Raw genomic sequence first — 24899 nt, forward strand, 5'->3', positions numbered from 1 at the left:
CTCGTCGATCTGCTGCAGCGTCACGTTGCCGTACACACCCGGCTCTCGCGTGCCGAGCAGGTTCAAGTTGGGGCCGTGCAGTACCAGCAGTCGTGTCATGGTGGCTTGTCTTTCCGCGGAATTGCGCGAACTTTAGCGCTGATTAGCGAAACTTGTCCAGCAACAACGGTTGTGGTGGCGGAAACGGCAGGGCTGCCGAGTGGGCCGGGCGCCGCCGGTTTTCGCTAAATTCCGGCAACGCGCACGCCGATGGCCCGAACTTCCGTTAAGTTGCCCGCAAAGTAAGGGGCCGTATTATAGTGCATCGAGCGCGCGGCGCAGCTCGGCGGGTGTGACTTCCCCTAATTTTGTCGAACGTACGGCGCCGTTCGCGTCAATTACGACCGTAAAGGGGAGGCCGCCGGCAGTATTGCCGAAGCGGCGCGCGATGTCGGCGCCGCCGAATCCGCTGACGTAGACCGGGTAGTCCACCGGGATCTTCTGCAAGAACGTCTGGATGTTCTTCTGCGAATCCACGCCGATGCCGACGAACGTCACGCCCTTACCGGCATATTGGCGCGCGAGGCCTGACAGCGCCGGCATTTCTCGGACGCAAGGCGCGCACCATGACGCCCAGAAGTTGACCACGAGCACCTTCCCCTTGAACGGCGCCAGCTTCTCTGGTGTGCCGTCGGGCGCCGTCAGCGCGCTGGCGAAGAGTTGCGATACGGCATCGGATTGCACCTCGCCCGGCGCGGCCCCGTCTTGCGCGGCGAGCGCCTGAGGTGCCGATGCCTCGGGCTTGGTGGGCGTACCGCCGCGTAATGCGTGGGACGCCATGAGGCCGATGGCGGCAAGCGCGATCAGTGCGAGCGCTGCGCCGGCAAGTCGATTCTTCATCGTCTTCAATCTCAAATTCGGTCAATCGCCGGAGCGCCCCGGCGGTGCGGCCCGGTCCCGGTCTGCGCCATCGAGTAGGGCCCGGACGGCCTCCGCGTTGGCGCGCGGCGCCCGCCCGCGCGCGTCGGCACGGACGGCGCCGCGCAGATCGTCGGTGTCGTAAAGCGCAATGTGCATTCCGACCGGCGGTTCGTGGGCCGTAGCGCGTGCGAGAAAGCTCAGCGTCTCCACGCTGCCGCGACCTCCGAAATGGCGCGTCTCCGAAACGTCATACTGGACGTTCGCATTGAGCAGGTGAATGGCGACTTCTTTTGGATTGTCGCAAAACACCTGCAAATGGATATCCGAGTGTTCGCCCGCCGTGCCGTTCAACACCGCGCCGGTCAGATAAGGATTGAATGCCGCGAGCCGCTCCATCCAATCGAGCGCGACTTCGCGCAGATGGCGCAGCACTGCAGGCTGACTCTCGGACTGGAAGATGGACTGGTACTCGCGGATTTCCTCTTCGATCTGATCGTTGTCGGGCAACCATTCGCCCGCCACACGCGTTTGTCCGAGCACCTGCCGCGCCGCTTTGCGCTTCGCGCTGGCGTAGTCGAGCCCTTCCTCCGCGATCAGCCGCGCCGCGGCGATCGCAATCTCTTCCCGCACCCGCTGCGGGTCTGCATGAAATCGGCGAACCATCAGGCAATCATACCCGATCGGCGCGCGACGGCCGTCCGGCGCGCTGCCGCACGAGAGGCGTCGGGTACAATAACGGCCTTTTCCGAGATGCGCTCGAGCGAGCCGCGGCGCCCGAGCAGGGTCGCCGCGCCGATGCCCGGCGGCTGCTCCTCCTTTTTTTGCGACATCACCCGCGCTCGGCGGCACCTTATCGTTATGCACATCCATATTCTCGGCATCTGCGGCACGTTCATGGGCGGTCTCGCGGTACTCGCGCGCGCCGCGGGCCATACGGTCACGGGATGCGACGCCGGCGTCTATCCGCCGATGAGCACCCAGCTCCAGGCGCAGGGCATCGAACTCGTCGAAGGGTATGGCGCCGAGCAGCTCGATCTCGCCCCCGATCTTTTCGTCATCGGCAATGTCGTGACGCGCGGCAACCCGCTCATGGAAGCGATTCTCGATCGCGGCTTGCCCTATGTGTCCGGGCCGCAGTGGCTCGGCGAGCATGTATTGGCCGGCAAGTGGGTGTTGGCCGTGGCCGGCACGCACGGCAAGACCACGACGAGCTCCATGCTCGCCTGGCTGCTCGAGGATGCGGGGCTGAATCCGGGCTTTCTCATTGGCGGCGTGCCGCTCAATTTCGGCGTTTCCGCGCGACTGACCGATTCGAGTTTCTTCGTGATCGAGGCGGACGAGTACGACACGGCTTTCTTCGACAAGCGCTCGAAGTTCGTCCACTACCGCCCGCGCACGGCCGTGCTCAACAACCTCGAATACGATCACGCGGATATCTTTCCCGATCTCGCCGCTATCGAGACGCAATTCCACCACCTGGTGCGTACTGTGCCTAGCGTCGGACGTCTCATCGTCAATGGCCGGGACGCCGCGCTCGAGCGCGTGCTGGCCCGCGGCGTATGGAGCGAGGTCGAGCGCTTCGGCGTCGAGGGCGGATGGGTCGCGCGGCCGGCGGCCGAGGGCGTCGAGGTCGACGAGAGTTTCGCCGTTTATCGGCAGGGCGAGCGCGAAGGCGTCGTGCAGTGGCAGGTGCAAGGCGAACATAATCGCTTGAATGCGCTGGCGGCCATCGCGGCGGCGCGGCACGTCGGCGTGCCGGCCGCTCAGGCTGCGCGCTCGCTGTCGGCGTTTCGCAACGTCAAAAGGCGAATGGAGGTGCGCGGCAGTGTCGATGGCGTGACGGTCTACGACGACTTTGCGCACCACCCCACCGCGATCGAGACGACGATCGCGGGCTTGCGCACCCGCATCGGCGAGCAGCATGCGCGCATCCTGGCGGTGCTCGAGCCGCGCTCGAACACGATGAAGCTTGGCGTCATGAAGGCGCAGTTGCCGATCAGTCTCGCCGATGCGGATCAGGTGTTCGGCTACGGCGCACCAAGCGGGCGCGATGCGTTGGGCTGGGATCTCGCCGCCGCGCTCGCGCCGCTCGGCGCCAAGGCCCAGGCCTTCGACGATCTCGATGCGCTCGTCGCCGCGGTCAGCGCAGCGGCGCGGCCGGGCGATCATATCCTCGTCATGAGCAACGGCGGATTCGGCGGCGTGCACCAAAAGCTGCTCGACGCGCTCGGACGTCGCGCGAATGGGCGCGAGCGGAGCGCCACGTGATTCTTTATCTGCACGGCTTTCGTTCTTCGCCGAATTCGTTCAAGGCGCGTCTTTTGGCGGCCCGCCTGGCGGAGCTGGGCCGTGCCGACGAGTGGCGCTGTCCGATGTTGCCCGTATCGCCGCTCGACGCGGTCGCGCTCGTCGAAAAGACGCTCGCGGGCGCCCAGGACGTCACGCTGATCGGCAGTTCGCTGGGCGGCTACTATGCGACCTATCTTGCCGAACAGCACGGCTGGCGCGCGGTATTGCTGAACCCGGCCGTGTTGCCGCAGCGCGATCTCTCGTCGTACCTCGGCGAGCAGCCGCTTTGGCATGGCGGCGGCAGTATCGTCGTCACGCCGCGCCATCTCGAGGAGCTCGGAATGATCGGGGTGGCGTCCGTGACGCGGCCGGAACGCTATTATCTGATCGCCGCCACAGGCGACGAGGTGCTCGACTATCGAGACATGCTCGCGCACTATCCGGGCGCCCGAACGAAGCTGATCGAAGGCGGCGATCATGCGATCAGCGGTTTTGCGGATCATGCGGACGACGTGCTCGCCTTTTGCGGGGTCGAGCCGGCTCGCAGCGCTTGAGGCGAGTTCGAGAAGAGCGCCAGGCGCGCCGCGCTATCCGATGAATTGACACCGCAGCGGGCGCGCGATTTGCGTAACGCCTGCACGCTGCCGAAAACAAGTCCCAGCGAGAATATCGAGTGAACGTTTTTTTTGAGGAATCGGGCGGATTGAAGGCGGGCAGCGTGCTGTCGCGACAAGGCGATGCGCTGCAAGTCGAACTGCCGGGCGGCCGGCGCACGAAAGTGCGCGCCAAGGATGTGCTGATCGAGTTCGGCGAGCCCGCGGCCGGCGAGTTGTTGCAAAAGGCGGATACAGCGGCCCAGCAGATCGATCTCGATTTCCTGTGGGAATGCGCTCCGCCGGACGAATTTCCTTTCGCGGCGCTCGCCGACGAATATTTCGGCGCGTCGGCCGGGCCTGTCGAGCGCGCCGCGCTCGTCTTGCGCCTGCAGGGCGCGCCCGTGTATTTCCGCCGCAAGGGGCGCGGGCTTTATCAGCGCGCGCCCGAGGAACAGCTCAAGATGGCGCTCGCCGCGCTCGAGCGAAAACGTCAGCAGGCGCTCGTCCAAGCCGGCTACGAGGAAGAGCTCAAGGCGGGACGCCTGCCCGCGGCATTCAATGGCAAGGCGCTCGCGCTGCTGACGAAACCCGACAAGAATTCGATCGAATACAAGGCGCTCGAAGCGGCCGCCGCGGCGCGCGGAGTGTCCCAGGCGCGGCTCATGCTCGAGTGCGGCGGCGTCGCATCGGCGCGCGCGCTGCACGAAGCGCGGTTTCTGTCCGAATATTTTCCGCATGGAACGGGCTTTCCGAGCGTCGTGCCCGGGCCGGTGCCCGACGATCTGCCGACGGCTCAGGTCGAGGCGTTCTCGATCGACGACATCACGACGACGGAGATCGACGACGCGTTTTCCGTCGAGATGCTTGCCGATGGGCGCGTGCGCGTGGGCATCCATATCGCGGCGCCCGCACTTGGCATCGCGCGCGGCGACGCTGTCGACGCCATCGCGCGCGCGCGGCTGTCGACCGTCTACATGCCCGGCGACAAGATCACGATGCTGCCCGATGAGGTCGTCGACGTTTTCACGCTCAAGGAGGGCGGCCTGCGTCCGGCCTTGTCCCTTTACGTCATCGTCGATCGCGCGACGCAGGATGTCGTCGCGACGGAAACGCGCGCCGAACGCGTCTTCGTGAAAAGCAATCTCCGGCACAACACGCTCGATGCGCAGGTGACGGAAGATGCGCTCGCCAAAGGCGAAGGCGACTATCCGCACAAAGAGGAGATCGCGATTCTCTGGCCGCTCGCGCAGGCGCTCTTCGAAAAACGCCAGGCTGCGCGCGCGGGCTATGGGCTCCGACGCGAAGTGTTCGGCAACACCGACTACAACTTCTATGTCGACGGCGAACATGTGACGATCACGCCCCGCCGGCGCGGCTCGCCGCTCGATCTCATCGTCGCCGAGCTGGCGATCCTCGCGAACTCGAGCTGGGGCGCGTTTTTGCACGATCACGGCGTGCCCGGCATCTATCGTACGCAGCGCACGTTCGCCGCCGCGGGGCCGAAACGCACGCGCATGCAGACGAGCGCCGCGCCCCACGAGGGGCTCGGCGTCGCGCAATACGCATGGAGCACGTCGCCGTTGCGCCGCTATGTGGATCTCGTCAACCAATGGCAATTGCTGGCCTGCGTGCAGCACGGCGTGACGGCCAAACTCGTCGCACCGTTCAAGCCGAAGGACGCCGATCTTTTTGCAATCGTGCAGGGCTTCGACGATACCTATTCCGCCTATGCCGACCACCAGCGGCGCATGGAGTACTTCTGGTGTCTGCGCTGGATCACGCAGGAGGGCAAGCGTGAAGTCGTCGCCGTGGTCGTGAAGGGCGATCTGGTGCGTCTGGAGGAAGTGCCGCTGCTGTTACACGTGCCTGGTCTCGGTGTACATGCGCGCGGTACGCGGGTGGTGCTCGAAGTGATGTCGGTCGACGAGTTGACGGTCGAAGCATCGGTGCGTCCGACTCGTGTGCTCGACGCGCCTGGGTTGGCAGCGGGCGCAGGCGACGAGCTCGAGGCGGGCGAGGACGAGCAGCTCGACGACGTCGTCGATCCGGCGGATGCATCGGACGCCTCCGCCGAGAGCGAAGAAGAGGCGCGAGCCGAAGGCGGTGAGGGCGACGCAGGCGAAGCGGGCGCACAGAGCGAGCAGCGAGGCGAGCCGGACGCTGACGGTGACGGTGAGCCCGGAGCGGATGGCGCGCGCGTTTCGGGCGCGGGGCAGTCGATGGGCCCGTCGAGCCGTGCGACCCACCTGACCGAGTGAGCACGATGGAACCGATCGAACTCCCAGCGATCGCTCCGGCTACGGAGGGTCGCGAACTCTATGCCGTCGTGGGCAATCCCGTTGCGCACAGCAAGTCGCCGTTCATTCACGCGCGTTTTGCCGGGCAGACGGGGGAGCCCGTCGAATATCGCCATCTGCTAGCGCCGATTGGGGGATTTGCCGACACGGTACGTGCATTCATCGCCGCACGGGGACGGGGCCTCAATGTCACCGTGCCGTTCAAGCTCGAAGCGCATGGGCTGGCCGACCGGCTATCCGCGCGCGCCGAGGCGGCAGGCGCGGTCAATACGCTGCGCGTCGACAGCGACGGCCTGTACGGGGACAACACCGACGGCGTGGGTCTCGTGCGCGATATCGAGTCGAATCTCGGAGTCCGTCTTGCGGGTGCGCGCATTCTGCTGCTCGGCGCGGGCGGCGCGGCGCGCGGCGTCATTCTGCCGATACTGGCGCGCTCGCCGGCTGAATTGACGATCGTCAATCGCACGGCCGAGAAGGCCGACGCGCTCGTCGACCGATTCCGTACTGCCGCGAACGATGCGGGTTGCGCGCTCGGCGGCGGCGGCCCGCAGGCGGCCGCCCCGCGCGCGTACGATATCGTCGTCAATGCTACGGCGGGCAGCCTCGACGCGGCGCTGCCCGAATGCGACGAGCGCGTTTTCGGCGCCGGCACACTCGCCTACGACATGATGTACGGCATGCAACCGACTGTCTTCATGCACCATGCCGAATCGCTCGGCGCGCGCGCGGCGGACGGTCTCGGCATGCTGGTCGAGCAGGCGGCCGAGTCCTTCTTCGTCTGGCGCGCGGTGCGGCCGGCGAGCGCACCCGTGCTCGCCGAGTTGCGCGCAACGCTCGCCGCCGCGCGCGCATGAAGCGGGGTGGCGGCTCGCCGGGCCCGGCCCGCTGGGCCGTGTATGCGGTTTCGGTTGCCGTTGCCGCGTGGCTTGGAACGCAGGCCTATTACTTCGCGCAGATTGCCGTGTGGACGTTCGTCAATCCGAGATCGACTGCGTTCATGCGCGCCGATGCGTGGCGTCTTGCCGCGGACCGCCCCGACTTGTCGATCGCGCATGAATGGGTTCCCTACGACAAGATTTCGCGCAATCTGAAGCGAGCCATCATTGCGTCCGAAGACGCCAACTTCGTCAATAACAGCGGCTACGAGACGGATGCAATCCTGCAGGCTTGGGAGCGCAACAAGTCGCGCGGCAAGATCGTCGCGGGCGGCTCGACGATCACCCAGCAGCTCGCGCGCAACCTCTTTCTCTCGCGCGAAAAGAGCTACGTGCGTAAAGGGCAGGAATTCATCATTACCTGGATGCTCGAAACGCTGATGGACAAGCAGCGCATCTTCGAGATTTATCTGAACTCGGTGGAATGGGGCAATGGCGTCTACGGCGCGCAGGCCGCCGCACGCTACTACTACCGCGTTTCCGCGGATCGGCTCACCGCCTGGCAGGCGGCGCGGCTCGCCGTCATGCTTCCGCGGCCGAAATATTTCGACGAACATCGGTCGTCGGGCTATCTGGCGCAGCGCGCGGCGGTCATCGCTCGGCGCATGGGGGCCGCGGAAGTGCCGCGCTGAGGCGTTCCCGGGTCGACCGACGCCGCGCGCGCGTGCTCACTCGTTCCGCTGCTCCGCTGCGCCGCTGCTCAATTGCCTTCCCAGTAGCCGACGCCGGCTTCCTTGCGCGAGACGAAACGGAAGACGGTGGAGGGCGCGCCAGCGCGGCCCGGTAGTTCGGCGAGCAGGCCGAACTTCCCCGAGTCGGGATATTCCACCACTTCGGGCAGACTCATCGTGCTCACCGCCAGATACCGCAATTCCGACTCGCCCGTATTCACGATCTGATGGGCAGCATCTTCGCCGCCAGGCGGGCACGCGATGACATCGCCGGCGCGGATCGGATAGCGCGCCTCGCCGATCCGTATTTCTCCCGTACCTTCGAGCACGAAAAACATTTCCTCGTTGACCGAGTGGCTGTGACACGGAAACGCCCGCTTGCCGGGCGGCACAGCCGTCACGTTGTAGCCGAGCTTGCGCGCACCGATTGCGCGCCCGATCTGGCCGATCTGAACCTCCCCGTAACGGTCGTTCATCGATTCTGGCGGGGCGAAGGCGGCGGGCCGCGGTGAGAGTTCGACGTCGGCAAGATTGATGATCGGTTTCATTTCGTGGTCCTCGAAAGGGGCGGGCCGGGGAAGAGAGAAGCTGCTCAATATAGAACACGTACGCGCGGCCGGCGCTCATCTCCCCCTATCGAGCCTTCGCGGTACGCAATCGCCGGCATGACCGGATGCGCGAAGAATCCCAATATATGGACGTTGAACTCATATGTTGAACAGTCGAAGGCGCCCGCCTACAATCTCGACGAAATGACATGGGAGACAGCGATGAACCCCCCCGAACAAGCGGCGCATACGCCCGACGGGCCGGATACGCCGGATATACCGGAAACGCCGGGCGGCGCAGCCTTGGCCGCCGCGCTTTCCTCGCGCGCCGGTGCGGACGAAATCAGCCTTTCGGGTACCCCGCTCGACATCGCGAGCCAGCAGGCCGGCACGCAGACACTGCTGCGCGGTCTGGCGATTCTCGAAGCCGCGGCCGCGGGCGCGCACGACATGCGTGCATTCGCCGCGGTGCTCGGCACCTCGCGCAGCACCACGCATCGTCTGTTGAACAGCCTCGTGCAGGCGCGGTATCTGCGTCAGACACCCGCGGGCTATTTGTTGGGACCGAAGCTGATCGAGCTCGGTACCATCGCGCTCGAACAAATGCCGCTGACGGCGGTGGCGCGCCCCCACCTCGAGCGGCTCGCGCAAGCCACGCTCGATACGATCCACCTGGGTGTGCGCGATGGCGACGACGTTCTCTATATCGACAAGATTTCCGGCCAACGCGGGCTCGAAATGCGTTCGCGCGTCGGACACCGGATGCCGCTGGCGTCGACCGGGATCGGCAAGGCACTGATGCTCGATTTGAAGCCGGACGATTGGGAGCGGCTTTTCGACGTCTCGCGTCGGGCGCTCGCGGGCGTGACGTTCAAACCCGAGAATCGGCCCGACAAACCGCTCTTCCTGCACCGCATGGTGCGCTATGCAGCGGGCGGATTCACGTTCGATCTGGAAGAAAACGAGACGTCGATCCGCTGCGTGGCCGGACCGGTGCGCGATGCGTCGGGTGCGATCGTCGCGGCCGTCTCGGTTGCCAGCACGGTTCCGTACATGTCGCTCGAACGCATGGACGAGCTCGTGCCGCTCGTGCAGCGCGAGGCACGCGGAATCTCCGAAGAACTCGGCTGGCGCGCGCCCCAGGGAACACGGCGGATCAAACGATGATCGGATCGCATTCGACATTTGCCGAGCCGGCACTGATCGGGCTCGATTGGGGCACGACGTCGCTGCGCGCCTATCTTTTCGATGCGCACGGCAACGTACTGGCCACCCGCGCATCGACTGCGGGAATCATGAACTTGCCGCGGCCCGGCGGCTTCGACGTCGCGTTCGAAGCCGTCGCAGCAGAGTGGTTCGAGGCGTTCCCCGATCTGCCGGCGATCGCCGCGGGCATGGTCGGCAGCGCTCAAGGTTGGCGCGAGGCGCCCTACGTCGATACGCCCGCCACGGCGCGGGAGCTCGTTGCGGGCATCGTCGATGTCGCGACGGCACGCGGAGTCGTGCTTCACATCGTGCCGGGCGTGATCGAGCGCGGCGAGCTGCCGAACGTCATGCGCGGAGAAGAAACGCAGATCGTCGGGGCGCTCGCAAGCGATGCCGCGCTCGGTGCAAACGGCGCGGCGGCGCTCGTCGGATTGCCGGGCACGCACGCGAAGTGGGCCGTGGTGCGCGGCGAACGCATCGAAGCCTTTCATACCTTCATGACGGGCGAGCTCTTTGCCGCGTTGCGCGATCACACGATCCTCGGCCGCACCATGACGCAGCCGGCCAAGCCCGACACGGAAGCATTCCTGCGCGGCGTCACGGTGGCGAAGAACGCCGATCATGCGGGGCTGCTGGCGACGATCTTCAGCACGCGAACGCTGGGCCTCACCGCGCAGTTGAAAGCGGACCAGCAGCCCGACTATCTATCCGGGCTCCTGATCGGGCACGAACTGGCCGGCCTTCGGGCGGTGCTGGCCGCGCGAGGCGAGGGGCTCGAGAACGAGGCCCTGCGGCTGATCGGGGAGCCCGCACTGTGCGAGCGGTACCGGCTCGCGCTGGCGGAATTCGGCAGCGCGAATGCCGCGATCGTCGAGCATGCGGCCGAGCGCGGATTGTGGCGCATCGCCGTGCAAGCCGGGCTCGTCGGCGGCGCGGCAGCGCCGGCCGCGAACGCGGTCGGCACCACGGACCTGGGCCGCTGAGCGGCGCATCACGACATCGACGGAACACGACATGGTTACGACCGACCCTAACACCACCGATCTCGACCTGCCTGCGCCGTACCGGCCGCACCCACGCTTTGCCGCCGCGTTCGCCGCTTGCCCGCTGATCGCGATCTTGCGCGGCATCGAACCGGGAGAGGCTGGCGAGCACGGGCTTGCGCTCTACGACGCGGGGTTCCGGGTCATCGAAGTGCCGCTGAATTCGCCGGCGCCGTTCGAGAGCATTGCGGCGATACGCGCGGCGCTGCCGCACGATGCGATCGTCGGGGCCGGGACAGTATTGCGCCCCGAGCTCGTCGGTACGCTGGCCGGCGCAGGCGGCGAGCTCGTCGTCATGCCGCATGCGGATGCGGCGGTCATTCGTGCGGCGAAGGCCGCGGGACTGGCATGCACGCCCGGCGTGGCCACGCCGACCGAGGCATTTGCGGCGCTCGCCGCCGGTGCCGATGCACTGAAGATGTTCCCCGCCGAGCAGCTCGGCGCGCATGTGGTCAAAGCATGGCGGGCGGTCGTGCCCAAGCGCGTTCCGATCGTACCGGTGGGGGGCGTCTCGCCCGAGAACATGCAGCCGTTTCTCGCGGCGGGTGCGGACGGATTCGGGCTTGGCTCGGCGCTTTATCGCCCGGGTCAGGGTCCTGACGAAACCGCCGTGCGTGCGCGTGCATTCGCCGACGGACTGCGCGCGGCACGCGAAGGAGTCGCGCGATGAATCGGCTGGCCGGCAAAGTCGCGCTCGTGACCGGTGCCGGCCGGGGCATCGGCGCGGCCATCGCACGGGCATTCGCGGGCGAAGGCGCGGCGGTGCTGCTGGCCGAACTCGATACCGATGCCGGTGAAGCGAGCCGCGACGCGATCCAGCGCGAGCACGCCGGGGCGCGCATGAAGGCGCATCGAACCGATGTGACCGACGCGGCCTCCGTGCGCGACGCGGTCGCGGCGGCAGAAGACGCGTTCGGCCCCATCGACGTGCTCGTCAATAACGCTGGCATCAATGTGTTTTGCGATCCGCTGACGATGACCGACGACGATTGGCGCCGGTGCTTCGCGGTCGATCTCGACGGAGTCTGGAACGGTTGCCGGGCGGTGTTGCCGGGCATGGTCGAACGCGGACGCGGCAGCATCGTCAATATCGCTTCGACGCATGCGTTCAAGATCATTCCCGGTTGTTTCCCGTATCCGGTCGCCAAGCACGGCGTGATCGGGCTCACGCGTGCGCTCGGTATCGAATACGCGGCGCGACAGGTGCGGGTCAATGCGATCGCGCCGGGCTACATCGAGACGCAGTTGACACTCGATTGGTGGAATGCGCAGCCCGACCCCGAGTCCGCGCGTCGCGCGACGCTCGCGTTGCAGCCGATGAAGCGAATCGGCCAGCCGGAGGAGGTGGCGATGACGGCGGTGTTTCTCGCATCGGACGAGGCGCCTTTCATCAATGCGAGTTGCATCACGGTGGACGGGGGACGCTCGGCGCTCTACCACGATTGAGCGACGGGGCCGGCGGTGCCGAGGCAACTCGCACGCGGTATCCGCGCAGCAAGGAAAGCAGCAAGAAGGCAGCAAGAAGGCAGCACGACAACAAATCATCGACATCGGATGACGCACCGGCCGCGTGAGTTATCCGACCAAGACAACGCGGCCCACACCTTCAATAGACAGGAGACACGCACATGAAGCGCAGAATATTCCTTTCGCTCGCAGCGGTTGCGGCAGGCGCGATGTTCGCCGCAGCGCCGGCTGCCCAGGCGGCCGACCCGGTGAAAATCGGCTTTCTCGTGAAGCAGCCCGAAGAGCCGTGGTTCCAGGATGAATGGAAATTCGCCGAGAGCGCTGCGAAGGAAAAGGGCTTCACGCTCGTGAAGATCGGCGCGCCCTCCGGTGAAAAGGTCATGAGCGCGATCGACAACCTGGCGGCGCAAAAGGCGCAGGGCTTCATCATCTGCACGCCGGACGTCAAGCTCGGGCCCGGTATCGTCGCGAAGGCGAAGGCGCACAACCTCAAGATGATGACGGTGGACGACCGTCTCGTCGATGGCAGCGGCAAGCCGATCGAAGCCGTGCCGCACATGGGCATCTCCGCTTACAACATCGGCAAGCAAGTGGGTGACGGCATCGCGGCCGAAATCAAGAAGCGCGGCTGGGACATGAAGGACGTCGGCGCCATCGACGTGACCTACGAGCAGCTGCCGACGGCTCACGATCGCACGACGGGCGCGACCGACGCGCTCGTTGCCGCGGGCTTCCCGAAAGCCAACGTGATCGCCGCGCCGCAAGCGAAGACGGACACGGAAAACGCCTTCAACGCCGCGAACATCGCGCTCACGAAGAATCCCCAGTTCAAGCACTGGGTCGCCTACGGCCTGAACGACGAAGCCGTGCTCGGCGCCGTGCGCGCAGCCGAGGGGCGCGGCTTCAAGGCCGACAACATGATCGGCGTCGGCATCGGCGGTTCGGACTCGGCCTTGAATGAATTCAAGAAGCCGAACCCGACGGGCTTCTTCGGCACGGTCATCATCAGCCCGAAGCGTCATGGCGAAGAAACGTCCGATTTGATGTACACGTGGATCACGACGGGCAAGGAGCCGCCCAAGCTCACGCTGACGACGGGCATGCTCGCGACGCGCGATAACGTCGCGCAGGTGCGCGAGAAGATGGGCCTGGCCTCGAAGTAACCGTGGCGGCAGTCTCTGCGGACATGGGGCGGCGAAGCCCCATGTCGGCGGGGATCTTCAATCAGTACGAGGTGAAGCGACATGGCAGCAACGCTGCGTTTTGACAACATCGGCAAGGTCTTTCCGGGTGTGCGCGCGCTCGATGGCGTCTCGTTCGAGGTCGAGGCCGGGCAAGTGCATGGCCTCATGGGCGAAAACGGCGCGGGCAAGTCGACGCTGCTGAAAGTGCTCGGCGGCGAGTATCAGCCGGACTCGGGCCGCATCATGATCGATGGGCAGGAGGTGCACTTCTCGAGCGCGGCCGCTTCGATCGCCGCCGGCATTGCCATCATCCATCAGGAGCTCCAGTACGTGCCCGATCTGACGGTCACGGAAAACCTGCTGCTGGGCCGCCTGCCGAATGCGCTCGGGTTCGTCGACAAACGCGGCGCGCAGCGCTTCGTGCGCGAGCGGCTCGCCGCGATGGGCGTCGATCTCGATCCGAATGCGAAGCTCGGACGGCTGTCGATCGCGCAACGCCAGATGGTCGAAATCTGCAAGGCGCTCATGCGCAATGCGCGCGTCATCGCGCTCGACGAGCCGACGAGCTCGCTCTCGCACCGCGAGACCGAAGTGCTGTTCAAGCTCGTGCGCGATCTGAAGGCCGATGGCCGTGCGCTCATCTATATCTCGCATCGCATGGATGAGATCTATTCGCTTTGCGATGCCTGCACTATTTTTCGCGATGGCCGCAAGGTCGGCTCGCATCGCGATCTCCACGAAGTCAAGCGCGAGACGCTCGTCGCCGAAATGGTCGGGCGGGAAATCACGGACATCTACGATTACCGGCCGCGCGAGCTCAAGGACGTGCGTCTTGCCGTCGACGGCATCGAGGGGCACGGGCTCGCCGCACCGGCGAGCTTCGAGGTCCGCGCGGGGGAAATCCTCGGATTTTTCGGCCTCGTGGGCGCCGGGCGCAGCGAGCTCATGCGGCTCGTCTACGGTGCCGAGAAAAAACGCGGCGGGCGCATTGCCCTCGACGGTGCCGAGATCGACATCAGGAGCCCGGGACAGGCGATTCGCCACGGCATCGTGCTGTGTCCCGAGGATCGCAAGGAAGAGGGCATCCTTGCCATCGCGTCCGTGGCCGAAAACATCAACATCAGCTGCCGCCGACACGGTCTGCGCGCGGGCCTCTTTCTCAATCACGCGAAAGAGGCGGAAACGGCCGAGCGTTTCATCAAGCTGCTCAAGATCAAGACGCCGCACCGCCGGCAGCGGATCCGGCTGCTTTCGGGCGGCAATCAGCAAAAGGCGATTCTCTCGCGCTGGCTCGCCGAGCCCGGGCTGAAGGTCGTGATTCTCGACGAGCCGACGCGCGGCATCGACGTCGGCGCGAAGCACGAAATCTACAACGTGATCTACGAGCTGGCCGAGCGCGGTTGCGCGGTCGTGATGGTGTCGTCCGAGTTGCCCGAGGTGCTCGGCGTATCGGATCGCATCGTCGTCATGCGCGAGGGGCGCATCTCAGGCACGCTCGAGCGCGGCCAGGCCGACGAGTCGGCCCTCTTGAGCCTCGCGTTGCCGCAAGGCGGCGACTCGCAGGCAGCCGGCCCGGCGCAAGAGGCCGCGTAGCCGATCCGCGTCGCGCGGGCGGCGCATGGACGGCCGAAGCGGCATGTTTTGACAGGACAACACGGTAGCCCGTGGACGACGGACGAACAAACGGACCGGGAAGCGGGCGAAGAAACGGGTGAAGGAGCGACGAAATGCAAGCTAGAGAAAACCTCGCGAGTTCGGCGGCCAAGCAGGCCGCCGAGGCGCTGATTCCGAAGACGAACGATCGGCAGAAATGGTGGCAGCAGGTCACCGAATACAGCCTCATCCTGATCTTCGCCCTGATGTTCATCACGACGTCGCTGACGGTCGATCACTTTTTCTCGATCGACAACATGCTGGGCCTCGCGTTGTCGATTTCGCAGATCGGCATGGTCGCCTGCACGATGATGTTCTGTCTTGCCTCGCGCGACTTCGATCTCTCGGTCGGTTCGACCGTCGCATTCGCGGGCGTGCTGTGCGCGATGGTGCTCAACGCAACCGACAACACGTTCGTTGCGATCGTCGCGGCCGTCGCGGCCGGTGCCGTCATCGGATTCGTGAACGGTGCCGTCATTGCCTATCTGCGCATCAACGCATTGATCACGACGCTGGCGACGATGGAGATCGTGCGGGGCCTCGGTTTCATCGTGTCGCACGGACAAGCAGTCGGCGTGTCGTCCGACACGTTCATCGCGCTGGGCGGCCTGACGTTGGGTGGCGTCTCGCTGCCGATCTGGGTGACGCTGATCTGCTTCATCGTCTTCGGCGTGATGCTCAACCATACGATCTACGGCCGCAATACGCTCGCCATCGGCGGCAATCCCGAAGCGTCGCGTCTGGCCGGTATCAACGTCGAGCGCACACGCGTCCTCATTTTCCTCGTCCAGGGCGCGGTGACGGCGTTGGCGGGCGTGATCCTTGCATCGCGGATCACATCGGGCCAGCCGAATGCGGCACAGGGCTTCGAACTCAACGTGATCTCGGCTTGCGTGCTGGGCGGCGTCTCGCTGCTCGGCGGCCGCGCGACGATCTCGGGCGTCGTGATCGGCGTGCTGATCATGGGCACGGTCGAGAACGTCATGAACCTGCTCAATATCGACGCGTTCTACCAATACCTCGTGCGCGGCGCGATTCTGCTCGCCGCCGTGCTGCTCGACCAACTGAAGAACCGCGGCTCGCGCGATTGACGCGCTAGCCGACGTAATCGACGGAGATTCCTCACGATGGCGTTACCCGATCATCCGCAACCCGGTCCCTACGCGCGGTATCCCAGCCTCGTCGACCGCACCGTCTTCATCACCGGCGGCGCAACCGGCATCGGCGCCTCGTTCGTCGCGCATTTCGCGGGACAGGGCGCTCGCGTGGCCTTTTGCGATATCGACACGAGCGCGGGCGAGGCCCTGGCCGACGCACTGGGCGATTCGCGGACGAAGCCGCTGTTTCTTGCTTGCGATATCACCGACATCGAGGCGCTGCGCGGCGCGCTTGCCGATGCGCGCGGCGCATTCGGACCGATTGCGGCGCTGATCAACAATGCGGCGAACGACAAACGTCACACGATCGCCGAAGTCACGCCGGAATCGTTCGACGCGGGCATCGCGGTCAATCTGCGGCACCAGTTTTTTGCGGCCCAGGCCGTCGCCGACGATATGAAAGCATCCGGCGGCGGCTCGATCGTCAATCTCGGCTCGATCAGCTGGATGCTGAAGCAGGGCGGCATGCCGGTCTATCTGACGTCGAAGGCGGCGATCACGGGGCTCACGCATGCGCTGGCTCGCGATCTCGGTCCGTTCGGGATCCGCGTCAATACGCTCGTGCCTGGCTGGGTCATGACTGACAAGCAGCGGAGCCTGTGGCTCGACGAGGCCGGCTTGCGCGCACTGAAGGCCGGCCAATGCCTCGATGGCGAATTGCTGCCCGAGGATCTCGCGCGCATGGCCCTTTTTCTCGCTGCGGACGACAGCCGGATGATCACGGCGCAGGAGTTCATCGTTGACGGAGGTTGGGCATGACGGGGCACGACACGAACGGCAATACGCCGCGCAGCTATCGCGCAGCGCTTGTCGTCGATACGGAATGTACGCTCGGTGAAGGTGTGCTCTGGTGCGCCCGCACGGGGCAACTGTATTGGACCGACATCGAAGGCCAGCGGCTCTTTCGGTACAACCCCGGCACCGGCGAGCGCGCCGAGTGGCGCATGCCGGAACGGCTGGCCACGTTCGCGTTCACCGCGCGCGCGCACGTGCTGCTCCTTGGCCTGGCCTCGCATCTGGCGTTTTTCGATCTCGCGACGAATGAATTCACGCGCATCGTGGAGGTCGAGCCGGGCATGAGTACGCGTCTGAACGACGGCAAGTGCGATCGGCAGGGGCGCTTTGTCTTCGGCACCATGCATGAAGCGGACAAGCAGCAGCCCGTCGGCGGTTTTTATCGTCTGGATCTGGACTTGTCCATTGAAAGGCTGCCCCTACCCGCGCCGGCCATCGCGAATAGCATCGCATTCAGCCCCGACGGCGCGACGATGTATTTCTGCGATTCGTTGACGCGCGAGATTCGTGCCTGCGCCTATGGCGCCGATGGCAGCGTCGGACCGTCGCATCGGTTCGCAGCCGTCACCGATCCCGACGGCGACCCGGACGGATCGACCGTCGACGCCGAGGGCGGTTTATGGAACGCGCATTGGGGCGCCGGGCGGGTCGTGCGCTACGACGCCGCCGGCCACGAAACCGAGCGCGTCGTGGTCCCGGCCCGGCAGCCGAGCTGTGTTGCGCTGGGTGGAGCGGACCTTGGCACGCTCTACGTCACGACGGCGCGAGTCGGGCTCGATTCCGATCAGCTTGCCGCCGAGCCCGACACAGGCGGCGTGTTCGCCGCGACAGTCGTGCGCCGCGGGCTGCCCGAGGTGGTGTTCGCGGGTTTGCCCGCCTGACGTTCTGGCCAACTGCCAGGAACCGAACGATAAATAAAGAGACAAAGGCGGCAGGTATCGCCGCCTTTCAAGTAAGACCCGTCCGATCCGGACCGCATCTCGCCTCTCGAGGAGCAGACTATGGCCGCAGCGAATTCCGATGCCCGACTGGCGCGGGGCGAGACACCGTCCGCGGCGCGCCGTGCCAAGCTCGCCGCGGTGAGTCAGCCGGTGCGGCCGGGGCCCAGCACCGCGGTGCTCGCGCGTGGGCTCGGCGCGGGCGGCGAAAGCGCCACCGTGTCGCTCTCGACTTCACAATTGCGTCTCGACGTGGCGCCGGCGCTGGGCGGCGCGATTACGCGTTTCGACTGGCGCGGCAGCGGCAACGGAACGGTCCCGGTGTTTCGCCGCACGCCGTCCGTCACAGCGGGCGCGGACCCCAACGCGCTGGCCTGCTATCCGCTCGTACCGTATTCGAATCGCATTGGGGGTGCCTCATTCAGGTTCGCGGGGCGCCAGGTCGACGTGCCGCGCAACCGCCCGGCCGAGCCGCTGCCGATCCATGGCGATGGCTGGCTGCAGGCGTGGGAGCTCGTCGCGCACGATGCCACGAGTGCGACGCTCGCGCTCGATCGCAGCCGCGGCAAGCCATACGGCTACCGTGCGGCGCTGACCTATGCGCTCGACGGCGCCAGCCTTGTCGTCTCGCTGGCCGTCGAAAATGCCGGGCGCGAGCCGTTGCCGTTCGGGCTCGGCCTCCATCCGTTTTTGCCGCGAAACGGCGAGACGCATCTTGCCGCGGCGGCGAGCGGCCTGTGGTTGGCCGGCGACGATTGGCTTCCCGTGCGGCATGTGCCGGTGCCGCCGGCCTGGCAATTCGGTGTCGCCTATCCGCTGCCCGGCGCGCTCGTGAACCACTCGTTCACAGGCTGGAGCGGACATGCCACGGTGGTCTGGCCGGAAAAGCGCCTGTCATTGACGATCGCGGCGGACGCCGACTACTACGTGCTTTACACGCCGCCGGGTGAAGCGTTCTTTTGCTTCGAGCCCGTCGATCATCCGATCAACGCCGTCAATCTGCCCGGCGGCCCCGATTCACACGGCATGACCGTGCTTGCGCCCGGAGAGACGCTCTCGCGCGAGTTCCGGTTCACGGTCGAGCGTGTCGGCAGATAACGCCACGAGCCGTGCCGCGCCGCGATGGTGGTCGCGCGCGGGTCCGGCTTGCGCATGACGGCGGTTAGAATACGCACCTCACATTCGATAACCGGCCCTCGCGGGCGCTCGATCCATGTCTTCCAGCCCGTCTTTCGTCCGCACGCTCGACCGTGCGTGGCAACGCACCGATTCCCTGCTTTGCGTCGGGCTCGACCCCGAACCGTCGCGTTTTCCCGGCGCGCTGGCGAACCGCGGCGATGCCATCTTCGACTTCTGCCGTGCGATCGTTGATGCGACGGCGCCGTTTGCAAGCGCCTTCAAGCCGCAGATCGCCTACTTCGCGGCACATCGTGCCGAGGATCAGCTCGAGGCACTGATTGCCCATATTCATGAGGCGCACCCGGGCCTGCCGGTCGTTCTGGATGCGAAGCGAGGGGATATCGGCAGCACGGCCGAGCAGTACGCACGCGAAGCATTCGAGCGGTATCGCGCGGACGCGGTGACAGTCAACCCGTACATGGGTTTCGATTCGATCGAGCCTTACCTCGCGCACCCGGGCAAGGGCGTCATCGTGCTTTGCCGGACCTCGAACGCGGGCGGCTCGGATCTTCAGTTCCTCGATTGCGGTGGCCGGCCGCTCTATCAGACGGTGGCGACGCTTGCCGCGCAGAAGTGGAATGCGAGCGGCGAGCTCGCACTCGTCGTCGGCGCGACGTTTCCGAAGGAAATCGAAACGGTGCGCGCAATCGTGGGCGATATGCCGCTGCTGATTCCGGGCATCGGCGCGCAAGGTGGCGATGTGGAAGCAACCGTGCGCGCCGGGCGCACGCAGGCGGGCACGGGGATGATGATCAATTCCTCGCGCGCGATCCTTTATGCGGGCAAGGGCGACGATTTTGCGCAGGCGGCCGCGACGGCGGCACGCGAGACGCGGGATACGATCAACCGTTACCGATAGCCGTCAATGGGTGCGGCGCATGACTGGCCGCCGTGCCCATCGAGCACTCCATGTCGAACCCGCGAGGCGGGCTGCTTCGTCTGCCTGACAGGCGGAGATTCTTGAAATGATTGAAATCATTTTCAGCCATTAAAAGATTGGGGAATTCACCCAATTCGAATAGATCGGCTAATCGATCGGAAGTCCTATTCAAAAGGACATTCTAATTTTCCCATTCCTCTCCGTAGTATTCTCCGGCGCTCGGCTGGAGCGATCGGCTTGCTCCGTATCAAAATATTCAAACGGCATGTATCTCAAATGCGTTTTGAACCGAGCTTATTCGACAAGCTGTTTGAGTGTCATTCGCCCCAGGGGAGTGCGTCGACTGTACGCGCCTTGTCGCTCGATGAAATCAAGCATTCGATGGCGGGCGATCTGGAGTCGCTGCTGAACACACGCATGACGTTTTCCGAAGCGCAGATGGAGCCGTTTCCGGAATGCGCCAGTTCGATGCTGACCTACGGGTTGAACGATTTTTCGGCCTGCAGCCTTGCAAGCTCCGACGATCGCGAATTCATCTGCGAGTCCATCCGGCGCGCGATCGCGCGTCACGAGCCGCGACTGAAAGACGTCGAGGTGATGCTTGCGCTTCATGAGCGATCGGTTAGCGCGCTGAATTTCACGATCAGGGCCTTGCTGGTTCTACATCCGGCACAAGAGCTGGTTAATTTCGATGCGCAGTTGCAACCGTCGACACACCGGTACTCTGTGGCCCGCACGAGAGGTAAGGCTTAAGGGGATTCTGGATGGACGATTTGCTACCCTACTATGAGCGGGAACTTGCGTATCTGCGAAGGTACTCGCGGGAATTTGCCGAGCGCTATCCAAAAACTGCCGGCCGCCTTGGCATACGCGGCGAGCTTGCCGAAGATCCTCACGTCGAACGTCTGATCGAGTCGGTGGCGTTTCTGAATGCCCGGATCAGCAAGAAGATCGAAGACGATTACCCCGAATTGACGGACGCTCTGCTCGAGGTCCAATGTCCCCATTATTTGCGACCGTTTCCGGCCTGTTCCATCGCACAGTTCAGCGGTGGGGACGAAATCGACCAGCTCACGAAGCCGCTCATCATTGCGCGAGGTACAGAGGCGAAGTCCCTCCCTGTGCGCGGCGTTCGATGCACGTTCCGCACGGCCTACGATGTAGCCCTCGCTCCGATTCGCGTGCTGGACGTCCGCTATGTGTCGGGCGGCCCCGGCCCGAGCGTGGCTGTCGTGCCGTCCAATACGGCGGGAGTGATTTCAATCGCGTTCGAATCGAGCGCGCCTCAGTTCGACCTTGGCGGCCTGCAGCTTGACCGGGTACGCGTGCATCTGTCGGGCGATCAACCGCTCGTTGCATCGCTGAACGACGCGCTGTTTCTCCACACCGCGGAAGCTTACGTCGAACAGGGGGCCGGCGGGCGTTGGATACGTCTATCGAGCGTTCCGGTTGCCGAAGTCGGCTTCGATGAGGCCGATGCGCTGATCGACTTCCCGGGTCATGCACATCCGGCCTATCGCTTGCTGACCGAGTATTTCGCTTTCCCTGACAAATTCAACTTCATCGACTTCGACCTCGCGGCTATGGCGAGAGCAGCCGGCCCATGCGAGCGCATCACGCTGCACCTCGCCGTCAGGGAAACGGGCGATTCGCGCGCTGCGGGATTGCTGGGCTCGCTCGCAGCGCATCACCTGCGGCTTTTCTGTACGCCGGTCATCAACCTGTTCAGAAAACCTGCAACGCCCGTGCTGCTGACGCAACAGGCCGCGGCTTATCCGGTCGTGGGTGACAGTCATAAAGCCTTTGCGTACGAGGTGTACTCGATCGACTCTGTTCGCCTTGTGCGCAAGAAGGAAGACCGAGGTGAAGAGGTCGCCGAACTCCGGCCTTTCTTTTCTCTGCGTCATGCCGAGGCATCGCAGGCCGGACTTTACTGGTATGCGCGCCGCAGCGACTGGATGGCGGAGCACAGCCCCGGATATGAAACCGAGCTATCGATCGTCGATCTGGGCTTCAACCCGGCCGAGGTACAGATCGACACGCTCAGCCTCGACATCACCGCCACCAACCGGAATCTGCCGGAGCAACTTTCGATCGGGCAGCCGAGCGGCGATCTGTTCATCAGCGGGGCGCCGCTGGGGCAGCGGATCGCGCTGCTGATGCGGCCGACGCAGACCGCGCGCTTCGACCGACGAAACGCGGCTCACTGGCAGATCGTCTCGCACCTGTCGTTGAACCATCTTTCGCTCGCGAGGAACGGCGAGAAGACGCTCAGGGAAATGCTGCGGCTCTACGATCAGCGCCGCACATCCGTATCCGCCCTACATATCGACGGTATCGTCTCGCTCGAGGCAGCTTCGGCCCTCGAGCGGATGGCTCCGACTCCGGAGACAGGCAATTACCCGTTTCCGATCTATGTGCCAGGTATCGGCATCCGTCTCGAGCTGGATGAAGAGCATTTCGTCGGGGCGAGTCTCGCCACCTTCATCAGTGTTCTGGACCGGTTCTTTGGTTTATACGTCCACATCAACAATTTCACGCAACTGACAGCGGTGTCGGCGAAGACAGGGCGGGAAATCATTCGCTGCAAGGCTCGCAGTGGCGAATCGATTCTCGTGTAATCGCGTGCGGACCGCGACAGGAACACGTGCATGAACCTCTACGACCTGATTCAAAGTGTCAGCCGGGGCGTGACGCAGAACCGGCGCCTATTGAAACTTGACACGCCCCTGGGCCAGGACGTGTTGCTTCCGCTGCGCCTGGCGGGGCATTCACGCGTCGGTCGCAATTTCAGCTTCCGGGTGGATACGGTCTCGCTGGCGAGTCAGATCGAACTGAAGCATCTGATTGCGCAGCCTGTCACGCTCTGGATGCAGCAGGCCGATCGGTCTTACCTGCCGCACCATGGTTATGTGCATACGGCGAGCAGATTGGGCGCGGATGGAAGTGCGGTGTACACGCAGCTCGAATTCGCGTCCTGGCTGCACTTTCTCAAGTTCCGCAAGGACGCGCGGATCTGGCAAGACAAGACGGTCGAAGACGTTCTTTGCGATGTATTCGAGGCGCACCCGCAGGCGCGAGGACGATATCGTTTTGCGTTGTACAACGCGCTGCCGAATCGCTCGTTTTGCATGCAGTACGAGGACGACTGGAATTTCGTGCACCGGCTCATGGAATCCGAGGGGCTATGGAGTTACTTCGAGCAGGCGCCGGATGGCCAGTCCCACACGCTGGTCATCACTGACCTGACGCATTTCTGTGAACCGCTCGAGCCATCGACGATTGCCTTCTGGCGATCGGACGTCGACGCCGAGATCGACGCGCTTACGCAATGGGCTGGCACGCGGACCTTGCAGAGCGTGAAATACACGCCCCTCACCGGCGACTACAAGTCCCCAGCGGATCACCGGATCACATACGGTGAGACGATGCCTAACCAGGGAAGCCTGCCGGAGCAGTTGGAAGTCTACGAATATACGGGCGCATACAGCCACCTTGATTTCGATCGGGGCGACCATTTGAATCGGATACGGCTCGAGGAATGGGAATCGCGCGCGAAGCGGTTTTTCGGGAGCGGCGGTGTTCGTCGCGTGAACGCGGGCCGCTGGTTCGAACTAACGGATCACCCGGACCATCAGAAAGACAAGCAGCAGGATCGCAGCTTCCTGATCATCGAGACGCGCTGGTTCATCGAGAACAACCTGCCGCTGGGCAATACGCGGCGATTCCCGGGCAGTTTGGAAGCGGAGCTTGAACAAGCTCGGGCCATCCACCATGGCGAGCCGACAGCAGCGGCCGGCAGCGCAGGGTTCTTTCTGACGTGGATCGAAGCGCAACGTCGGGCCATACCGTTTAGGAGCCCATGCGAGCACCGCAAGCCGCAGATGCGTATGCAGTCGGCGACGGTCGTGGGGCCACCCGGCGAAGAGGTCTATACCGACGCGCTAAATCGCATCAAAGTGAAGTTCCGGTGGGACCGGCATGCTAGCGGCGACGAGACGTCGTCATGCTGGATACGCGTGATGCAGTCCGACACGGGAAGAGGATACGGCGGTACGCACGTGCCTCGCGTCGGCGAAGAAGTGTACATCGATTGGGATGGGGGAGATTGCGACCGACCCATTGTCATCGGACGAGCATACAACGGAGCCGTGCAGCCGGCCTGGCACACGAGCGGCATTGTCTCGGGCTTTCGCTCGAAGGAGTATTCGGGCCGCGGTTATAACCAACTGGTTCTGGATGACTCGACGGGCCAGACTCGCGCTCAACTCATGAGCAGCAGCGCCAACAGCATGCTGCATCTGGGCTACCTGATTCACCACAGCGGCAATGTACGAGGCTCCTACCTCGGTAGTGGTTTCGATCTAAAAACCGATGCGTGCGGTGCGGTGCGTGCGAACCGCGGCTTGTATGTGACGACGTACCCGACATCGGCTAATAGTCCGCCGATGGACGCTCGGCAAACGCGTGCGCAACTGAACGATGCCGGCGCTCTCGTGCAATCGCTGTCCGACGCCAGTACGAAACATAACGCTGAAACGTTGGCAGCCGGCCGCGATGCGCTGAGACAGTTGGTGGATGCGACCGATCACAGCGTGACGGGAGAGGCAAAAGGCGGTTTGACGGCTGGCGGTGGATTGGGTACCGCCGATGCGTTCAAGGCCCCGGTTCTGGTGCTTGGGAGCCCCGCTGACATTGGCGTGTCGAGCCAGCGGAATGCGCACGTTCAGGCGGGTCAGCACATGAATCTTGTGAGCGGGCAGAGCACGCACCTTGCTGCCGGGAAGTCGCTGATTGCGAGCGTCGCAGAGAAGATCAGCCTGTTCGCGCAGAAGGCCGGAATCAAGCTGTTTGCCGCGCAAGGGCCAGTCGCAATCCAGGCGCAAGGCGATCAGATGGCGTTGGCATCGTTGAAAGACCTCACGATCACCAGCTCGGACGGGAAGATCGTTCTCAATGCGGCGAAGGAGGTGTGGATTGGAGCAGGTGGGTCCTATATCCAGATCAGTGCGAACGGGATCGTCAATGGGTCGTCGGGGCCGATTGTCGAGAAAACGCCGCAGTGGAGTAAGTCGGCGACCGATGCGCAACGTCAGCCACTGCCCGCGATGCCTCAGGGCAGCTCGAAAACGACCAGCGTTTATCCTCAATCGCGCTAATC

23 protein-coding genes are annotated in these 24899 nt (G+C 64.6%); 19 read left to right on the top strand and 4 right to left on the bottom strand.

Translation table 11 applies throughout. The features are described 5' to 3' along the window. The 3 genes from ACO1XS_RS23225 to ACO1XS_RS23235 form a co-directional block, all read right to left on the bottom strand. The coding region (locus ACO1XS_RS23225; protein ID WP_486391822.1) for a type II 3-dehydroquinate dehydratase at positions 1-99 on the bottom strand (99 nt) is incomplete at its 3' end. Between the two features lie 195 nt (positions 100-294). Further along, positions 295-879, bottom strand: a complete 585-nt coding sequence (locus tag ACO1XS_RS23230; RefSeq protein ID WP_331571384.1) for a TlpA family protein disulfide reductase — start codon at positions 877-879, stop codon at positions 295-297. A gap of 21 nt (positions 880-900) precedes the next feature. Next, on the bottom strand, positions 901-1563 hold the full coding sequence (locus ACO1XS_RS23235) for a UDP-N-acetylmuramate--alanine ligase (RefSeq protein WP_331571382.1): 663 nt from the start codon (positions 1561-1563) through the stop codon (positions 901-903). A gap of 132 nt (positions 1564-1695) precedes the next feature. Between ACO1XS_RS23235 and mpl the strand changes: the two genes are divergently transcribed. From mpl to mtgA, 5 genes are all read left to right on the top strand, one after another. Continuing rightward, positions 1696-3168, top strand: coding sequence for a UDP-N-acetylmuramate:L-alanyl-gamma-D-glutamyl-meso-diaminopimelate ligase (gene mpl / locus ACO1XS_RS23240; RefSeq protein WP_486391823.1), 1473 nt, complete (start codon positions 1696-1698; stop codon positions 3166-3168). Further along, entirely contained in the window at positions 3165-3743 is a 579-nt protein-coding gene (locus tag ACO1XS_RS23245) for a YqiA/YcfP family alpha/beta fold hydrolase (protein ID WP_331571378.1), read from the top strand. The genes mpl and ACO1XS_RS23245 overlap by 4 nt, the downstream gene beginning before the upstream one ends. A 119-nt stretch (positions 3744-3862) precedes the next feature. Then, positions 3863-6043 carry a ribonuclease catalytic domain-containing protein gene (locus ACO1XS_RS23250; RefSeq protein WP_486391803.1) on the top strand — a complete coding sequence of 727 codons (2181 nt, stop codon included), beginning with the start codon at positions 3863-3865 and terminating at the stop codon, positions 6041-6043. Between the two features lie 5 nt (positions 6044-6048). After that, entirely contained in the window at positions 6049-6936 is an 888-nt protein-coding gene (aroE, locus tag ACO1XS_RS23255; RefSeq protein ID WP_331571374.1) for a shikimate dehydrogenase, read from the top strand. Then, on the top strand, positions 6933-7649 hold the full coding sequence (mtgA, locus tag ACO1XS_RS23260; RefSeq protein WP_331571372.1) for a monofunctional biosynthetic peptidoglycan transglycosylase: 717 nt from the start codon (positions 6933-6935) through the stop codon (positions 7647-7649). The genes aroE and mtgA overlap by 4 nt, the downstream gene beginning before the upstream one ends. Before the next feature lie 68 nt (positions 7650-7717). Here mtgA and ACO1XS_RS23265 read toward each other — a convergent pair whose 3' ends face one another. Then, on the bottom strand, positions 7718-8236 hold the full coding sequence (locus tag ACO1XS_RS23265) for a cupin domain-containing protein (RefSeq protein ID WP_331571369.1): 519 nt from the start codon (positions 8234-8236) through the stop codon (positions 7718-7720). 222 nt (positions 8237-8458) lie between these two features. Between ACO1XS_RS23265 and ACO1XS_RS23270 the strand changes: the two genes are divergently transcribed. From ACO1XS_RS23270 to ACO1XS_RS23335, 14 genes are all read left to right on the top strand, one after another. Beyond that, the gene (locus ACO1XS_RS23270; RefSeq protein ID WP_331571367.1) at positions 8459-9403 is read left to right on the top strand and encodes an IclR family transcriptional regulator; all 945 of its coding nucleotides are present in this window, start codon (positions 8459-8461) and stop codon (positions 9401-9403) included. Further along, positions 9400-10425, top strand: coding sequence for a 2-dehydro-3-deoxygalactonokinase (locus ACO1XS_RS23275; protein ID WP_331571365.1), 1026 nt, complete (start codon positions 9400-9402; stop codon positions 10423-10425). Before ACO1XS_RS23270 ends, ACO1XS_RS23275 begins: the two co-directional genes overlap by 4 nt. Before the next feature lie 31 nt (positions 10426-10456). Next, positions 10457-11155, top strand: a complete 699-nt coding sequence (locus ACO1XS_RS23280) for a 2-dehydro-3-deoxy-6-phosphogalactonate aldolase (RefSeq protein WP_331571363.1) — start codon at positions 10457-10459, stop codon at positions 11153-11155. Next, positions 11152-11931 (top strand): SDR family oxidoreductase, encoded by a 780-nt coding sequence (locus tag ACO1XS_RS23285; protein WP_331571361.1) that lies wholly within the window; start codon positions 11152-11154, stop codon positions 11929-11931. Before ACO1XS_RS23280 ends, ACO1XS_RS23285 begins: the two co-directional genes overlap by 4 nt. 182 nt (positions 11932-12113) lie before the next feature. Beyond that, positions 12114-13115 carry an arabinose ABC transporter substrate-binding protein gene (locus ACO1XS_RS23290; RefSeq protein WP_331571359.1) on the top strand — a complete coding sequence of 334 codons (1002 nt, stop codon included), beginning with the start codon at positions 12114-12116 and terminating at the stop codon, positions 13113-13115. An 81-nt stretch (positions 13116-13196) separates the two neighbouring features. Then, positions 13197-14729 (top strand): L-arabinose ABC transporter ATP-binding protein AraG, encoded by a 1533-nt coding sequence (araG, locus tag ACO1XS_RS23295; protein WP_331571357.1) that lies wholly within the window; start codon positions 13197-13199, stop codon positions 14727-14729. A 134-nt stretch (positions 14730-14863) separates the two neighbouring features. Then, complete coding sequence (gene araH / locus ACO1XS_RS23300; RefSeq protein WP_331571355.1) at positions 14864-15880, top strand: L-arabinose ABC transporter permease AraH; 1017 nt, start codon at positions 14864-14866, stop codon at positions 15878-15880. Between the two features lie 36 nt (positions 15881-15916). Further along, complete coding sequence (locus ACO1XS_RS23305) at positions 15917-16705, top strand: SDR family NAD(P)-dependent oxidoreductase (RefSeq protein WP_486391804.1); 789 nt, start codon at positions 15917-15919, stop codon at positions 16703-16705. After that, positions 16702-17622 carry an SMP-30/gluconolactonase/LRE family protein gene (locus ACO1XS_RS23310; protein ID WP_331571351.1) on the top strand — a complete coding sequence of 307 codons (921 nt, stop codon included), beginning with the start codon at positions 16702-16704 and terminating at the stop codon, positions 17620-17622. The genes ACO1XS_RS23305 and ACO1XS_RS23310 overlap by 4 nt, the downstream gene beginning before the upstream one ends. Positions 17623-17742: 120 nt before the next feature. Further along, complete coding sequence (locus tag ACO1XS_RS23315) at positions 17743-18777, top strand: aldose 1-epimerase (RefSeq protein ID WP_486391805.1); 1035 nt, start codon at positions 17743-17745, stop codon at positions 18775-18777. Positions 18778-18892: 115 nt separating this feature from the next. After that, complete coding sequence (pyrF, locus tag ACO1XS_RS23320; protein WP_486391806.1) at positions 18893-19717, top strand: orotidine-5'-phosphate decarboxylase; 825 nt, start codon at positions 18893-18895, stop codon at positions 19715-19717. 297 nt (positions 19718-20014) lie between these two features. Continuing rightward, a complete protein-coding gene (gene tssE, locus ACO1XS_RS23325; protein ID WP_486391807.1) occupies positions 20015-20491 on the top strand; it encodes a type VI secretion system baseplate subunit TssE in 477 nt (158 codons plus the stop codon). An 11-nt stretch (positions 20492-20502) separates the two neighbouring features. Continuing rightward, on the top strand, positions 20503-22359 hold the full coding sequence (gene tssF, locus ACO1XS_RS23330; RefSeq protein WP_486391808.1) for a type VI secretion system baseplate subunit TssF: 1857 nt from the start codon (positions 20503-20505) through the stop codon (positions 22357-22359). Between the two features lie 30 nt (positions 22360-22389). Then, complete coding sequence (locus tag ACO1XS_RS23335) at positions 22390-24897, top strand: type VI secretion system Vgr family protein (protein WP_486391809.1); 2508 nt, start codon at positions 22390-22392, stop codon at positions 24895-24897. Positions 24898-24899 lie beyond the last annotated feature (2 nt).

This window comes from Trinickia sp., from assembly GCF_057351765.1.